10 protein-coding genes are annotated in these 16,784 nt (G+C 36.8%); all 10 read left to right on the top strand.

The window, feature by feature from the left end; translation table 11 throughout:
* Positions 1 to 33: 33 nt before the first annotated feature.
* A complete protein-coding gene (gene nrfD, locus ACFS3A_RS22160) occupies positions 34 to 1,437 on the top strand; it encodes an NrfD/PsrC family molybdoenzyme membrane anchor subunit (protein ID WP_109191792.1) in 1,404 nt (467 codons plus the stop codon).
* Positions 1,430 to 1,954: a DUF3341 domain-containing protein gene (locus ACFS3A_RS22155; RefSeq protein ID WP_109191793.1), complete on the top strand. Its 525-nt coding sequence runs from the start codon at positions 1,430 to 1,432 to the stop codon at positions 1,952 to 1,954. The genes nrfD and ACFS3A_RS22155 overlap by 8 nt, the downstream gene beginning before the upstream one ends.
* Before the next feature lie 8 nt (positions 1,955 to 1,962).
* On the top strand, positions 1,963 to 2,508 hold the full coding sequence (locus tag ACFS3A_RS22150) for a c-type cytochrome (protein WP_379827750.1): 546 nt from the start codon (positions 1,963 to 1,965) through the stop codon (positions 2,506 to 2,508).
* Positions 2,509 to 2,535: 27 nt separating this feature from the next.
* Entirely contained in the window at positions 2,536 to 3,930 is a 1,395-nt protein-coding gene (locus tag ACFS3A_RS22145) for a quinol:cytochrome C oxidoreductase (protein WP_379827749.1), read from the top strand.
* Positions 3,931 to 3,949: 19 nt separating this feature from the next.
* Positions 3,950 to 5,140, top strand: coding sequence for a cytochrome c oxidase subunit II (locus ACFS3A_RS22140; RefSeq protein WP_379827747.1), 1,191 nt, complete (start codon positions 3,950 to 3,952; stop codon positions 5,138 to 5,140).
* A 30-nt stretch (positions 5,141 to 5,170) separates the two neighbouring features.
* Positions 5,171 to 6,973, top strand: a complete 1,803-nt coding sequence (locus tag ACFS3A_RS22135) for a cytochrome c oxidase subunit I (RefSeq protein WP_379827746.1) — start codon at positions 5,171 to 5,173, stop codon at positions 6,971 to 6,973.
* Between the two features lie 109 nt (positions 6,974 to 7,082).
* The gene (gene ruvB / locus ACFS3A_RS22130) at positions 7,083 to 8,105 is read left to right on the top strand and encodes a Holliday junction branch migration DNA helicase RuvB (protein ID WP_379827744.1); all 1,023 of its coding nucleotides are present in this window, start codon (positions 7,083 to 7,085) and stop codon (positions 8,103 to 8,105) included.
* A 4-nt stretch (positions 8,106 to 8,109) separates the two neighbouring features.
* Positions 8,110 to 9,456, top strand: coding sequence for a cytochrome P450 (locus ACFS3A_RS22125; protein WP_379827743.1), 1,347 nt, complete (start codon positions 8,110 to 8,112; stop codon positions 9,454 to 9,456).
* Positions 9,453 to 10,379 (top strand): tRNA epoxyqueuosine(34) reductase QueG, encoded by a 927-nt coding sequence (gene queG, locus ACFS3A_RS22120; protein WP_379827741.1) that lies wholly within the window; start codon positions 9,453 to 9,455, stop codon positions 10,377 to 10,379. The genes ACFS3A_RS22125 and queG overlap by 4 nt, the downstream gene beginning before the upstream one ends.
* Before the next feature lie 491 nt (positions 10,380 to 10,870).
* Positions 10,871 to 16,784 (top strand): Ig-like domain-containing protein (locus ACFS3A_RS22115; RefSeq protein ID WP_449267447.1); only part of this gene is annotated, 5,914 nt, incomplete at its 3' end.

The raw sequence follows: 16,784 nt of genomic DNA, 5'->3' as shown, positions 1-16,784 counted from the left end.
AAAATTATTAATTAAGAAACAATATAAAGGATTATGTCGTCTCATTACGAAGCACCCATTAGAAAACCTTTAGTTATAGGTGATAAATCATATCACGATGTAACTGTAGATGTGGCAGCGCCTGTTGAAGGACCTGCAAATAAACAATGGTGGATTGTATTTACAATCGCATTAGTAGCCTTCCTTTGGGGGTTAGGTTGTATAATTTACACCGTATCTACCGGTATCGGAACATGGGGATTAAATAAAACAGTTGGTTGGGCTTGGGATATCACTAACTTTGTTTGGTGGGTAGGTATTGGTCACGCCGGAACATTAATTTCTGCGGTATTATTACTTTTCCGTCAACGTTGGAGAATGGCTATTAACCGTTCGGCGGAAGCAATGACCATCTTCTCAGTAGTTCAAGCAGGTCTATTTCCAATTATTCACATGGGACGTCCATGGTTAGCATACTGGGTATTGCCTATTCCAAATCAATTTGGATCTCTTTGGGTAAACTTTAACTCGCCATTATTATGGGACGTATTTGCAATCTCAACTTATCTTTCAGTTTCATTAGTGTTCTGGTGGACTGGTTTGTTACCTGACTTTGCAATGCTTCGTGATAGAGCTATAACTCCATTTAACAAAAGGGTTTATTCTATCCTAAGTTTCGGATGGAGCGGTAGAGCAAAAGATTGGCAGCGTTTCGAAGAAGTATCTTTAGTATTAGCTGGTTTAGCTACTCCTCTTGTACTTTCTGTACACACAATTGTATCTATGGACTTTGCTACTTCTGTAATTCCTGGATGGCATACAACAATTTTCCCTCCTTACTTCGTTGCGGGAGCGGTTTTCTCTGGATTTGCAATGGTAAATACCTTGTTGATCGTTATGAGAAAAGTTTCTAACCTTGAAGCTTACATCACATTACAACATATTGAATTAATGAACATCATTATTATGATTACTGGTTCGATTGTAGGTGTGGCGTACATCACTGAGTTATTCGTAGCTTGGTATTCTGGAGTGGAATATGAACAATATGCATTCTTAAACAGAGCTACTGGACCTTACTGGTGGGCATATTGGTCGATGATGACATGTAACGTGTTCTCTCCTCAATTTATGTGGTTTAAAAAATTAAGAACAAGTATCATGTTCTCATTCATCATCTCGATTGTAGTAAACATCGGTATGTGGTTTGAAAGATTCGTAATTATTGTTACTTCTTTACATAGAGATTACCTTCCATCTTCTTGGACAATGTTCTCACCAACATTTGTTGATATTGGAATTTTCATTGGAACAATTGGTTTCTTCTTCGTATTGTTTTTATTGTACTCAAGAACTTTCCCTGTAATTGCTCAGGCAGAGGTTAAAACAATTTTGAAAGGAACAGGAGATAATTATATTAGAGAAAGAGCAAACAGTAAAGATTCACATCATGAGTAATAAAGTTATATACGCCATTTATAATGACGATGACGTTTTGATGAGTGCAGTAAAGAAAACAAGAGCTGCTCATCATCATATTGAAGAAGTTTTTACTCCATTCCCAGTTCACGGATTGGATAAAGCTATGGGATTAGCGCCAACAAGATTAGCAATATGTGCTTTTTTATATGGATGTGTTGGTATTTCTGTTGCAACAACAATGATGAGTTATATTATGATTCACGATTGGCCACAGGATATTGGAGGTAAACCAAGTTTTAGTTTTATTCAAAACATGCCTTCTTTTGTGCCAATTATGTTCGAGATGACTGTATTTTTTGCTGCTCACTTAATGGTAATTACTTTTTATATGAGAAGTAGATTATGGCCTTTTAAAGAAGCTGAAAATCCAGATGTAAGAACAACTGATGATCACTTTTTGATGGAGGTTGCCGTAAATGATAACGAAGCAGAATTAGTATCTTTCTTTGAAGGAACCGGAGCTGTTGAAGTTAAAGTAATTGAAAAGAATTAATTGTAGCTATGAAAAAGATATATAAAATAACACTATTAGTTGGTTTGACTATTTTAGTTTCATCTTGCCACAATAATTCGGCACCAAACTATCAGTATTTCCCAAATATGTATGAGTCTGTTGCTTACGAGCCATATACAGAAGCTAAAGTGTTCAAGGGAGGAAAAGAAGGACAGCTTCCTGTTGCAGGAACTATTAATAGAGGTTTTGAACCTTATGAATATGAAAATTCAACGGCAGGTTATGAAGCGGCAAAAGCTAATTTAAAATCGCCTTTGACTGAAGAAGAGAGAAATTCTGGAAAAGGAAAAGAACTTTTCGAAATTTATTGTATCAGCTGCCATGGTGCTACTGGTAATGGTAAAGGTAAATTGGTTGAAAGAGAAAAATTTCTTGGAGTACCTAGCTACAAAGACAGAGAAATCACTGAGGGAAGTATCTTTCATGTTGAGACTTATGGTTTAAATGCAATGGGTTCACATGCAAATCAATTAAGTGCTCACGAACGTTGGTTAGTTGCTGACTATGTTCTGAAACTAAAAAGCCAATTATAATTGTTGAACAAACTGATCGTAATAGATATGTACACATTTTCAAGTAAATTAAAAACTTTTTCTATCATCTTAATGGCCTTAGGTATATTAGGAATTGGGTATGGTTTTTTAAGTGCGCCAAAAGATATTCAAGAAGTTGAAAAAATACTAGCTGCAGATGAACATGGTTCCCATGGTGCTGCACATGAAGAGAAAGCGGAGGCATCTCACAAAGAAGCAGGTCATCATGAGGCTGCTGAAGCATCACATGATGCGCATAAAGCTGCTGGACATGCTGAAGTTTCAGGTGCAAATGAGCACGAAAAACATTTAGAGCATGTATTGCACCAATTGCAAAATAAACCTTGGTCTGCAGTATATGTAGCTTGTATTTTCTTTTTGCTACTATCAATGGGAGTTTTAGCTTTCTATGCTATTCAACAAGTTGCTCAGGCAGGTTGGTCTCCAGTTTTGTTTAGAGTTATGCAAGGAATTACTGCTTATTTACCAGCAGGTTCTGTAATCTTCTTTATACTTTTGGTACTATGCGGATTACATTTTAATCATATTTTTGTATGGTTAGGTGAAGGTGTAACAGATCCGAAAAGCCCAAATTATGATGCTATCATCGCTGGAAAATCTGGATACTTAAATTTTCCTTTCTGGATTGCAAGAGCTTTTATCTTTTTATTAGGATGGAATATTTATCGTCATTTTTCTAGAAAAAACTGTTTAGCACAAGATGAAGCAAATGATGATCTTTACTACAAAAAGAATTTTAAAGCTTCTGCAGGATTCTTAGTATTCTTTATAGTTTCTGAGTCTATTATGTCTTGGGACTGGATTATGTCTTTTGATCCACACTGGTTCAGTACTTTATTTGGATGGTATGTATTTGCTTCTTTCTTTGTAAGCGGTATTACAACTATAGCTTTAGTTACTATCTACTTAAAATCAAAAGGATATTTAGAGTATGTAAATAACAGTCACATTCACGATTTAGCTAAATTCATGTTTGGTATTAGTGTATTCTGGACTTATTTATGGTTCTCTCAATTTATGTTGATCTGGTATGCTAACATTCCAGAGGAGGTAACTTATTTTGTAACAAGAATTCAATTGTATAACCTTCCTTTCTTTGGTGCGGTTGTTATGAACTTTGTTTTCCCATTATTAATATTAATCAATACTGATTTCAAACGTCTTAACTGGGTTGTTGTAATGGCAGGTATTGTAATATTATTAGGTCATTATGTTGATTTCTTTAATATGATTATGCCTGGTACTGTAGGAGACAAATGGTTTATTGGAGTTCCTGAAATTGCATCGATTCTTTTCTTCTTAGGTTTATTTATATTTGTTGTATTTACTGCATTAACTAAATCTCCTTTGCTTGCAAAAAGAAATCCTTTCATTGAAGAAAGTAAACATTTTCATTATTAATATTTAAAGAAGTAAACAGATGACAAGTTTGTTGGTAATTATAGTTTTAGTTTTATTAGCAGTTGCATTATGGCAATTGACCAAGATATTTGATCTTACTCAGGTAGGAGCATCTTCGGACGATTCTCAGGTTGCATCGGATAATGACAATAACATTCAGGGGTATATCATGTTTGGCTTTTTAGCTTTCATTTATATATTTACTATTTATGGTTTACTAAAATGGGGTAATTTGGCGCTTCATACTCCTGCTTCAGAGCATGGTCTTTTAGTAGATAATTTAATGAATATTACTTGGGTTTTAATTTTTACTGTGCAGGTAATTACTCAAGGTTTATTATACTGGTTCTCGTTTAAAAATAGAGGACATAAAGATAAAAAAGCATTATTCTTTGCTGATAGTAATAAATTAGAAGCAATTTGGAGTATTATTCCTTCTGTAGTTTTAGCTTGTTTAATTCTTTATGGATTGTATGCTTGGAATAACATTATGTTTGTTGATAAAGATGAGGATGTTATAGAAATCGAGTTGTATGCTCAGCAGTTTAAATGGACTGCAAGATATGCTGGTGCTGATAATACTTTAGGGAAAGCTAATGTAAGATTAATTGAAGGTGTAAATACTTTAGGAGTAGATATGTCTGATAAAAATTCTCAAGATGATATCGTAGTTTCTGAATTGCATATTCCTAAAGGTAAAAAAGTTCACTTCAAAATGCGTTCTCAAGACGTTTTGCACTCAGCTTATTTCCCACACTTTAGAGCACAAATGAACTGTGTTCCTGGTATGGTTACTGAGTTTGCTTTTGTTCCAACTTATACAACTGCGGAATATAGAGAATTACCATTTATGATTGAAAAAGTTGCGCATATCAATAAACTTAGAGCTGAAAAAAGCATTGAGTTAGTTGAAAAAGGTGGTACAGCTTTAGATCCTTACACATTTGATTATTTATTGTTATGTAATAAAATCTGTGGAGCTTCTCACTATAACATGCAAATGAAAGTGGTTGTAGATACTCCTGAGGATTATAAAAAATGGTTAAGTGAAAAAACTACTTTAGCTCAGGATATCGCTGCAGCAAAAGCTGCTGAAAAACCAGCAGAAGGAACTGCACCAACTTCTGACAGTGCTTCTAAAGTTGTTGATACTGTTAAGGCAGTAGTTGACACTGTTAAAGCAGCTGTAGCTAAAGTTGCAATGAAATAATATTATTTAGAAAATTTAAAGTACACATATATGTCAGCAGAAGCGCACGATCACGATCACGGACACGATCACGAGCACGAACATCATCATAAAGAAACGTTCATTACTAAATATATTTTTAGTATTGATCACAAAATGATTGCTAAACAATACTTGATTACTGGTATTATTATGGGAATCATTGGTATTGCAATGTCCTTGCTTTTCAGAATGCAATTGGCTTGGCCAGAAGAGTCTTTTAAGATTTTTAATGTTTTATTAGGAGATAAATTTGCACCTGATGGTGTAATGGCAAATGATATTTATTTAGCTTTAGTTACAATTCACGGTACCATTATGGTATTCTTTGTATTGACGGCTGGTTTGAGTGGAACTTTTAGTAATTTACTTATTCCGCTTCAAATTGGAGCAAGAGATATGGCTTCCGGATTCATGAATATGATTTCTTACTGGTTATTTTTCTTATCAGCAGTTATTATGTTATGTTCATTATTTGTTGAAGCTGGTCCAGCTTCTGCAGGTTGGACAATTTATCCTCCATTAAGTGCATTACCACAAGCGATTCCTGGTTCTGGAACTGGTATGACTTTATGGTTAGTATCGATGGCTATTTTCATCGCATCTTCTTTGATGGGATCTTTAAATTACATTGTTACTGTACTTAATTTAAGAACTAAAGGAATGTCTATGACTAGACTTCCGCTTACAATCTGGACATTTTTCGTAACAGCTATTATTGGTGTTATTTCGTTCCCGGTTTTATTATCAGCTGCATTATTATTGATTTTTGACAGAAGTTTTGGTACTTCATTCTTCTTGTCTGATATCTATATTGCAGGAGAAGTTTTACACTACCAAGGAGGTTCTCCAGTATTGTTTGAGCATTTATTCTGGTTCTTAGGACACCCTGAGGTTTATATCGTAATCTTACCAGCTATGGGGCTTGTTTCTGAAATTATGGCTACGAACTCTCGTAAACCAATCTTCGGATATAGAGCAATGATTATGTCAGTTCTTGCAATTGCATTCTTATCAACTATTGTATGGGGTCACCACATGTTTATTTCAGGTATGAATCCTTTCTTAGGATCTGTATTTACTTTCACTACTTTATTGATTGCAATTCCATCAGCTGTAAAAGCATTTAACTGGATTACAACTTTATGGAAAGGTAACTTACAATTTAACCCTGCAATGTTATTCTCTATCGGAATGGTTTCTACTTTCATCACTGGAGGTTTAACAGGAATCATTTTAGGAGATAGTACTTTGGATATTAACGTTCACGATACTTACTTCGTAATTGCTCACTTTCACTTAGTAATGGGTATCTCTGCACTTTACGGAATGTTTGCTGGTATTTACCACTGGTTCCCTAAAATGTACGGAAGAATGTTAAATAAAAACTTAGGTTATATTCACTTCTGGATTACAGCAGTTTGTGCTTATGGAGTTTTCTTCCCAATGCACTTTATTGGATTAGCTGGTTTACCAAGACGTTATTATACAAATACTAACTTCCCATTATTTGATGATTTACAAAATGTGAATGTTTTAATTACGACATTTGCTCTTGTAGGAGGTGCATTCCAGTTAGTATTCTTATACAACTTCTTTAGTAGTATTTTCTACGGTAAAAAAGCGGTTCAAAACCCTTGGAAATCTACAACCTTAGAGTGGACTACTCCAGTTGAACATATCCACGGAAACTGGCCAGGAGAAATTCCTCACGTATATCGTTGGCCGTATGATTACAGTAACCCAAATCATGATGTAGATTTTGTTCCTCAAAATGTACCAATGAAAGAAGGTGAAGAAGTTTTACACCACTAAAAATATTAAAGATAGACCGTCAGAGATGACGGTCTTTTTTGTTTAGTTAAAGTTTTAAACGTTCGATTAACCATTTTACAAAACTAATTACTTTCTATATCTTTGTAGAATGAATGAAAATCTCGATCCTACAACTAAAGGATATAACTCAGAAGAATTAGATCTTGAAAAAAGATTACGTCCATTGTCATTTGGTGATTTTGCTGGGCAAGATCAGGTTTTGGAAAATTTGAAAGTATTTGTTGCTGCTGCTAATCAACGTGGTGAAGCTCTAGATCACGCTTTATTTCATGGCCCACCTGGACTTGGTAAAACTACTTTAGCAAATATTTTAGCTAATGAGCTGGAAGTTGGAATCAAAATAACTTCGGGACCAGTATTGGATAAACCAGGTGACTTAGCTGGTTTGTTAACTAATCTTGATGAGAGAGATGTTTTATTTATTGATGAAATTCACCGTTTAAGTCCCATTGTTGAAGAATATTTATATTCTGCTATGGAGGATTTTAAGATTGATATTATGATTGAATCTGGTCCCAATGCCAGAACAGTTCAAATCAATTTAAATCCTTTTACTTTGATAGGTGCAACAACTCGATCAGGACTATTAACAGCTCCGATGAGAGCGCGTTTCGGAATTTCTTCCCGTTTACAGTATTACTCGACGGAACTTTTAACGACTATTGTGGAAAGAAGTGCTGGCATTTTAAAAATGCCTATTGATCTTGAAGCGGCAATTGAAATTGCAGGACGTAGCCGTGGAACTCCTCGTATTGCTAATGCATTATTGCGAAGAGTACGCGATTTTGCTCAGATAAAAGGAAATGGCAGAATTGATCTTGAAATTTCGAGATATGCCTTAAAAGCATTAAATGTAGATGCCCATGGTCTTGACGAAATGGACAATAAGATTTTATTGACTATTATTAATAAGTTCAAAGGCGGTCCGGTTGGACTTTCTACTTTGGCAACGGCTGTATCTGAAAGTAGCGAAACTATTGAGGAAGTTTATGAACCATTTTTGATTCAGGAAGGATTCATTATGCGTACACCCCGCGGTCGTGAAGTGACAGAAAAAGCATATAAACATTTAGGAAAGGTAAATACAAACATACAAGGAGGTTTGTTTTAATCTTATGTCTGACAAGTTAAAATATACTTATCCCGAAAAATTATCTTTGTTGAGATTTTTTAGAGATGCTGAAGGAGTTCGTAGAAATCCTATTCCTTTTCATAAAAAATATTTTGAGAAATTTGGAGATTCTTTTTCTATTAGAATTGGTTTTTCAAAGTATATAATCTTGTCAAGAGATAATGAAATTGCACAGTATATTTTAGTTAAGAATCAGAAGAATTACCATAAATCTAAATTTCAGTCTGTCTATCTTTCTAAGTATTTGGGAAAAGGACTTTTAACTAGTGATGGCGATTTTTGGTTAAAACAACGACGTTTGATTCAGCCGGCATTTCATAAACAAAAAATGAATCAGCTGGTTGATAATATGAATACTGTTATAACTTCAGAAATAGATCATTTTGTTGAAGAAAAGCCAATAGATCTTTTTCCTGCAATGAGTAATCTGGCATTTAATGTTGTCGCCAAATCTTTGTTTCAACTTTCAGCAGCAGAAAATAAATTCCAGCGTATCAAATTCATCATAGAAGAAGTTCAGAATTTCTTAATTAAAGAAATTAGACTTCCACATAAAGCCTGGTGGTTTTCATTGAGTGGTCAGGTTAAGAAACACCTTAGATTAGCTGAAGAAAATAATAGTATTATTCGTGAAATCATTGAAGAAAGAAAAGCTTCAGGAGAAGAAATAAATGATTTGCTGAATATGCTTCTAGAAACCCGATATGAAGATACCGGTGAAGGTATGTCAGTTGAACAATTAGTTGATGAAATTAAAGTTTTGTTTATTGCAGGACATGAAACAACTGCAAATGCTTTAACCTTTACACTTCATCTTCTAGGCAGAAATCCCGAGATTCAGCAAAAGGTTTTTGAAGAAATCATGAAGATTGAATCAGAGACGAATAATATTATCGAGCAGCTTCAAAAAATGGAATATCTAAATGCGGTTTTGAATGAATCTATGCGGTTATACCCACCAGCCTGGATTACTGACAGACAAAACCTTGAAGATGATTCTCTGGCTCAATTCAAAATAAAAAAAGATACCTTAATTGGAATTTCTTTTTACGAGTTACATCGAAATCCTAAGTATTGGAACAATCCGGATGAATTTATTCCGGAACGATTTCTTGGTGAACAAAAGAAAGAATCAATGCAATATTTTTATCCATTTGGTGCTGGTCCAAGAATGTGTATCGGGGCTGGATTTGCCATTTATGAAATGTGCCTGACAATATCTCAAATTGTGAAAATGTATATCATTAAATCTAATAATGATATAATTCAGTTTAATCCCTTAATTACTCTAAAGCCTGTTAATGTAAAAGTTTCATTTTTTAGACGATGAGTATCAATTCAAAAGAGACATATTCGAAATTTATAAAAGAAGAAGCCAAACGATTAGGTTTTATTTCTTGTGGAATTTCCAAAGCAGGTTTTCTGGAACAGGAAGCACCCCGACTTGAAAAATGGCTAAACAACAATCATAACGGTCAAATGGCTTATATGGCGAATCATTTTGATAAACGTTTAGATCCTACTTTATTGGTCGATGATGGGAAAAGTGTGATTTCTCTTTTACTTAATTATTACCCTGACTTAGTTCAAAATAATGAAAGTTTTAAAATTTCAAAGTATGCCTATGGACAGGATTACCATTTTGTAATTAAGGATAAATTAAAAGAGTTTTTGCACTCAATTCAGGAGAATATAGGTGAAGTATCAGGACGTGCCTTTGTTGATTCAGCTCCGGTTTTAGATAAGGCTTGGGCAGCAAAAAGCGGTTTAGGATGGATAGGGAAAAATAGTAACTTAATTACTCAAAAAGTGGGTTCTTTTTACTTCATAGCCGAACTTATTATTGACCTTGATTTAGAATATGATCATGCAGTAACAGATCATTGTGGAAGCTGTACAGCTTGTATAGATGCATGTCCAACTGAGGCAATTGTTGCACCCTATGTAGTAGATGGAAGCAAATGTATATCGTATTATACTATCGAATTAAAAGAAAATATCCCTCAGGAAATGAAGGGGAAATTTGATGAATGGATGTTTGGTTGTGACACTTGTCAAGATGTTTGTCCATGGAATCGATTTTCTAAATCTCACTCAGAACCTTTATTCAATGCTAATCCAGATTTACTCTCTTTTACAAAAAAAGACTGGATTGAAATAACCGAAGAAACATTTAAACTTGTTTTTAAAAACTCTCCCATTAAAAGAACAAAATTTGAGGGACTTAAACGGAATATTAAATTTTTGGAATAGTGCATTTAGTAGTTTGATTATCAATTGATTATTTTTTTTGATGTAAGTTAAATACTATTTTTAAATCTTATAGAATTTAGGGTTTTGTCAATTTTTTCTGTAAGAATTGTTTTTATTCGTAATTCTTTAAGAAATTTTGAACTCTTCATTGTCAAATGTTTACGTTTTTAACATCACAAACTTATCAACACTTGTTAAATTGTGTTGTTCGACGACTTTCTTTGCAGTTTATCGACTAATATCGTCGCAAACCTAGTCTTTCCTATACTTTCGTAGCTCCAAAACTACTAATTTAATCCAAAGACGACTATATACGTCTGTCTTGCGCTATGAAAGGCTTATGGTAAAACTTTACTCTTTCGGTGTTGAAAAAACTTTTTTCAACTACACAAAATCCAATTTCTATAATTTTTCGTATTTCACCTATATGCTAAAAACGATCATCAGTTTTTCAGCTTCTTATATTTCCGTTCCACAAACTCAAGTTGTCTATGCGTAACTTTACTTTAAGCCAGTCTGGATTTTTCAGACTAATCTTTTTTGTTTTATTTGTACTAACACCATTGTCTTTATTTGCGCAAGTCTGTGGAACTCCAGGGGTTGACGGACCAGTTGCTGTAACTAATTCTGTAAACACTTATTATCCAATTAATGGAAATGTTACATTGAATGCTGGAGCACAATCTATTTTACTGGGAAGTGTACCAACTGCAGACTCACACAATAACAGTTTTGGTACAATTCCGATTTCAGTCGGGGATTTGATTTTAATTATTCAAATGCAAGATGCGACGATAAATTATTCAAATTCTGCTAATTATGGTTCTGGAACGAGTAATAGTGGCCCCGACTATTTAGGAGGTACTGGATTTACAGCTTTAGGTAATACTGGTATTTTTGAGTATGTAATTGCAACCAGTAATGTTCCTCTAGGTGGAGGGAATTTAACATTTAAGGGAACAGGTATAGGTGGAGGAGCCTTTAACAGTTTTTTCAATGCTAACGCTACTACTACAAGAGGGAAAAGAACATTTCAGGTTATTAGAGTGCCTCAATATTCCAATTTAACACTAACTGCTAATATTACCACTCCGCCATATAATGGTGCGGTAGGGGGTGTTATTGCATTTAATGTTTCAGGGACTTTTAATTTTGCTGGATATAGTATAGATGGAAGTGCTAGAGGATTTAGAGGAGGGTATAGTCCAAGAGCTGGTTCTGGAGTTAATGACGCGACTACTTATGTAGGAGAATATACTAGAGATAATATTTCTGGAAAAGGAGAAGGTATAGCGGGAACCCCAAAATATATGTGGGATGGTTTTAACCAAGTAGTTAATGCAGAGGAAGGTCTGCCTGGAGGATCTTCAGGAAGAGGAGCTGCCGCTAATGCGGGAGGTGGAGGAAATGATCACAACACTGGTGGAGGTGGAGGTGGAAATGGAGGTTTTGGAGGTCTTGGTGGTGCAGGATGGCAAGGTGGCGGCGGAGCTGCTTATCCTGATTTGACAGGAGCAGGAAGACCAGGTTCAAAATCTTATATTACAACTACCACTTTTCCAAGACTTATTATGGGAGGCGGTGGAGGAGCTGGCGATGCAAATGATGCTTCAAGTGGTGTAAAAGGAGGTGTTGGTGGAGCAATAATTTTGGTTAATGCTGGTAATGTTTTAGGTGATGGATTTATTTATGCTAATGGAGGGAATGGTGCTCCGGGAACTTATTCTGGTTCGCCAGATGGAGCCGGAGGAGGAGGAGCCGGAGGAACCGTTCTATTAAATGTTTCTAACAATAGTACTTCAAATATACATGTTGAAGCGAAAGGAGGAGCTGGAGGAAATACAGAAAATGATGCAAATAATGAACACGGACCAGGTGGTGGTGGTGGTGGTGGAATCGTCTGCCATAATCTGTCAGGAACAGTAACTATTACCTCTAATGTTCTTGGGGGGGCTGCCGGTAAATCTAATGCAGGAAATGGAATTACTCATGGAGCTAAAGACGGACAAGAGGGCTACACATCAACATTTACAGTTGCAGATGTACCACCGAACTTACAGGTAAATGCAAATTGTTTTCCTGTTTTAGGAACTACAGTAAAAACTTTAACAACCACTTCGGTTTGTAATTCTATTGATGAGAAAATTTCGTACGAAATTCAAATAAAAAATACAGGAGCAGGAAATGCTGCTGGAGTTGTTTTGGATTTTAGCTTTCCAACTGGAATTGAATTTGATTCAGCTACAGCTGCATATTCAACTGATGCTTCTGGACCATCTGGTGCTTTAACAAATACAGCTACAGCAAATAACCCAGTTTTTGGAGGATTTAATATCGCTCAGAATGGAGTTGTTACGATAACTTTGGTTGGAAAAGTAGCAGCGTCTATTAGTTCAGGTGCACATAGCTCAAACGCACAAGCTTTGTATTTAGATCCAACACGTACAACTGCAAATTCTACTAGAAGAATTACGGCATTTACAAATGGATATGGTACTGCCAATAAAACTTATGAAGGGGCCAATCAAGCGAATGTACCTGGTTTGAACTTTAATGGAAATAGTACAACTGCTGATGATATAACTATTTTAGCTTTACCAGTTGCTCCGACTGCGACTGTTACACAGACAACATGTAGTGTTCCAACTGGTAGAATAACAGTAAATACACCTGCAAATGGTACAGGAATTAGTTACACTTTGGTAGGAACTAATCCTGTAACTACACCAATAAGTAATACAACTGGTGTTTTTTCTGGTTTAATACCAGGTACATATACATTAACGACAACAAATGCGCAAGGTTGTACTTCTTCTCCAAATACAGGTATAGTAATAAATACAGTTGCTGATGCACCAACAGTGACAGGAGTTACTATTTGCCAGGATGGTACGGGATCATTAACTGCAACTTCTGCTTGTGGAGCTCCAAATAGTACAGGAGCTAAAATGGCAGGAACAGGTAGCAGTGTAAACGGTACAGGAACACTTGTATGGTCTAATCCTTCACAAGTAATTTCAAATAATTCTAGTTATGCATATGCAACGGTAAATAGTGGAGGAGACACCACTGTAATTACTAGATACCTTCAAGGGACAAATTTTGATTTTAATATTCCAACAAATGCTACAATTACTGGAATTCAAGTTACAATTGGACGATATGGTAGTGTAAACAGTGCTTCTGTTTATGTTAGAGATAATATAGTCAGTTTGATTAAAGGAGGATCAGTAACAAGCCAAAATAAAAGTATAGGAACTAACTGGTCAACAAATTCTACATCGGTAAGCAATTATGGCGGAACGTCAGATTTATGGGGGACAACTTGGACGCCAACCGAAATTAATGATTCAACTTTTGGGATTGCTTTATCTGCAAGTATCACTAGAACTAGAAATAACGATATAACGGCAAATGTTGATTATATGCAGATTACTGTAAATTATACAGTAGGAGGAATAGAATGGTATACTACAGCTACTGGAGGTTCATCTATTTATACAGGGGCATCTTTTAATCCAGTAGGAGTTACTGGTTCGGGATTGACAAGTACAAGTACACCAGGAACAAGAACGTATTATGCATCATGCCCTGGTACCACAAATTGTAGGGCAGCGGCAAATTTTGTAATTAATCCAAGACCAACTATAACAGGTACTACACCAACTTTGCGTTGTGGTGCAGGATCGGTAACTTTAGGAGCTAGTGCATCAACAGGAACTATTAACTGGTATGCAACTCCAACAAGCACTGTTTCTTTGGGGACAGGAACAAGTTTCACTACACCAAGTCTAACGACAACAACATCTTATTATGTTGATGCGACTGATAATGGTTGTACAACATCAACAAGAACAGAAGTTAAAGCAACAATAAATACAATACCTACAATAAATTCTACAACTGAAGCTTCAAGATGTGGAACGGGATCCGTTACTTTAAAAGCTACGGCATCAACAGGAACTATTAATTGGTATGCAACTCCAACGAGTACTACTTCTTTAGGAACAGGAACAGACTTTACAACAGAAAGTTTATCAGCTACCACAACTTATTATGTAGATGTTATTACAGCTGCAGGTTGTTCTGCATCATCTAGAATTGCGGTTACGGCCGTTATAAATACAGCTTCTACAATTGTTCGTACAAGCGGTACACAAAACCCTACAGTTTGTGCAGGTGCTTCAATTCCTACAACAGTATATACTTTTGGAGGAAGTGCATCAAATGCTATAGTTTCTAATTTACCAGCAGGATTGAGTTCTGTTGTTGATACTAATGCGAAAACGGTAACAATTTCAGGAACTCCAACTGTAGGTGGAACTTATACAATAACAACAGCTGGACATACTTCTCCTTGTACAGAAGCTACTATATCAGGAACGGTAACGGTAAACCCGACACCATCAGCTCCATCAGCATCAGCACAGTCTTTCTGTTCAGCAGATAATAGAACTGTTGGGAATCTGACAGCTACAGGAACAGGTATAAAATGGTACACAGCCTCAACAGGTGGTACTGCTCTTTCCAGTAGTACGGTTTTGACCAGCAGAACATACTATGCAAGCCAGACTTCTGCAGACGGATGTGAGAGTTCAAGAACGGCAGTTGTGGTAACGGTAAACCCGACACCATCAGCTCCATCAGCATCAGCACAGTCTTTCTGTTCAGCAGATAATAGAACTGTTGGGAATCTGACAGCTACAGGAACAGGTATAAAATGGTACACAGCCTCAACAGGTGGTACTGCTCTTTCCAGTAGTACGGTTTTGACCAGCAGAACATACTATGCAAGCCAGACTTCTGCAGACGGATGTGAGAGTTCAAGAACGGCAGTTGTGGTAACGGTAAACCCGACACCATCGGCACCATCCGCATCAGCACAGTCTTTCTGTTCGGCAGATAATAGAACTGTAGGGAATCTGACAGCTACAGGAACAAGTATAAAATGGTATACAGCCTCAACAGGAGGTACTGCTCTTTCCAGTAGTACGGTTCTGACCAGCAGAACATACTATGCAAGCCAGACTTCTGCAGACGGATGTGAGAGTTCAAGAACGGCAGTAGTGGTTACGGTAAACCCGACACCATCGGCACCATCCGCATCAGCGCAGTCTTTCTGTTCGGCAGATAATAGAACTGTAGGGAATCTGACAGCTACAGGAACAAGTATAAAATGGTACACAGCCTCAACAGGTGGAAGTGCACTGGCAGTTTCCGATGTTCTGACCAGCAGAACATACTATGCAAGCCAGACTTCTGCAGACGGATGTGAGAGTTCAAGAACGGCAGTAGTGGTTACGGTAAACCCGACACCATCGGCACCATCAGCATCAGCGCAGTCTTTCTGTTCGGCAGATAATAGAACTGTTGGGAATCTGACAGCTACAGGAACAAGTATAAAATGGTACACAGCCTCAACAGGTGGAAGTGCATTGGCGGTTTCAGATGTTCTGACCAGCAGAACATACTATGCAAGCCAGACTTCTGCAGACGGATGTGAGAGTTCAAGAACGGCAGTAGTGGTAACGGTAAATTCGACACCATCGGCACCGACAGTTGCGGCTCAGACTTTCTGTTCATCAGAAAACAAAACGATTGCAGATTTGGCTTCCCTTGGAGCATCTTATAAATGGTATTCGGCCTTGACAGGAGGAACAGCCCTTGCAGGTACTACGGTTTTGGCAACAGGAACCTATTATGTAAGCCAGAGTTCAAACGGATGTGAGAGTACAAGATCGTCGGTATCGGTAACGGTAAATGCTACACCATCGGCACCGACTGTTGCAGCACAGACTTTCTGTTCATCAGAAAACAAAACGATTGCAGATTTGGCTTCCCTTGGAGCATCTTATAAATGGTATTCGGCCTTGACAGGTGGAACAGCCCTTGCAGGTACTACTGTTTTGGCAACAGGAACCTATTATGTAAGCCAGAGCTCAAACGGATGTGAGAGTACAAGAGCATCGGTATCGGTAACGGTAAATGCTACACCATCGGCACCGACAGTTGCAGCACAGACTTTCTGTTCATCAGAAAACAAAACGATTGCAGATTTGGCTTCCCTTGGAGCATCTTATAAATGGTATTCGGCCTTGACAGGTGGTTCTGCCCTTGCAGGTACTACGGTTTTGGCGACAGGAACCTATTATGTAAGCCAGAGTTCAAACGGATGTGAGAGTACAAGATCGTCGGTATCGGTAACGGTAAATGCTACACCATCGGCACCGACAGTTGCAGCACAGACTTTCTGTTCATCAGAAAACAAAACGATTGGAGATTTGGCTTCCCTTGGAGCATCTTATAAATGGTATTCGGCCTTGACAGGTGGAACAGCCCTTGCAGGTACTACTGTTTTGGCAACAGGAACCTATTATGTAAGCCAGAGCTCAAACGGATGTGAGA

The sequence above is a fragment of the Flavobacterium notoginsengisoli genome (genome assembly GCF_042686225.1).
Taxonomy (GTDB): domain Bacteria; phylum Bacteroidota; class Bacteroidia; order Flavobacteriales; family Flavobacteriaceae; genus Flavobacterium; species Flavobacterium notoginsengisoli.
The sequence above is the reverse complement of the archived record's forward strand: the minus strand, read 5'-3'. Positions and strand labels throughout refer to the sequence as shown.

Bases quoted from the DNA above. Each gene is read 5' to 3' on its own strand.
- nrfD (WP_109191792.1), top strand. From the start codon at position 34: ATGTCGTCTCATTACGAAGCACCCATTAGAAAACCTTTAGTTATAGGT.
- ACFS3A_RS22155 (WP_109191793.1), top strand. From the start codon at position 1,430: ATGAGTAATAAAGTTATATACGCCATTTATAATGACGATGACGTTTTG.
- ACFS3A_RS22150 (WP_379827750.1), top strand. From the start codon at position 1,963: ATGAAAAAGATATATAAAATAACACTATTAGTTGGTTTGACTATTTTA.
- ACFS3A_RS22145 (WP_379827749.1), top strand. From the start codon at position 2,536: ATGTACACATTTTCAAGTAAATTAAAAACTTTTTCTATCATCTTAATG.
- ACFS3A_RS22140 (WP_379827747.1), top strand. From the start codon at position 3,950: ATGACAAGTTTGTTGGTAATTATAGTTTTAGTTTTATTAGCAGTTGCA.
- ACFS3A_RS22135 (WP_379827746.1), top strand. From the start codon at position 5,171: ATGTCAGCAGAAGCGCACGATCACGATCACGGACACGATCACGAGCAC.
- ruvB (WP_379827744.1), top strand. From the start codon at position 7,083: ATGAATGAAAATCTCGATCCTACAACTAAAGGATATAACTCAGAAGAA.
- ACFS3A_RS22125 (WP_379827743.1), top strand. From the start codon at position 8,110: ATGTCTGACAAGTTAAAATATACTTATCCCGAAAAATTATCTTTGTTG.
- queG (WP_379827741.1), top strand. From the start codon at position 9,453: ATGAGTATCAATTCAAAAGAGACATATTCGAAATTTATAAAAGAAGAA.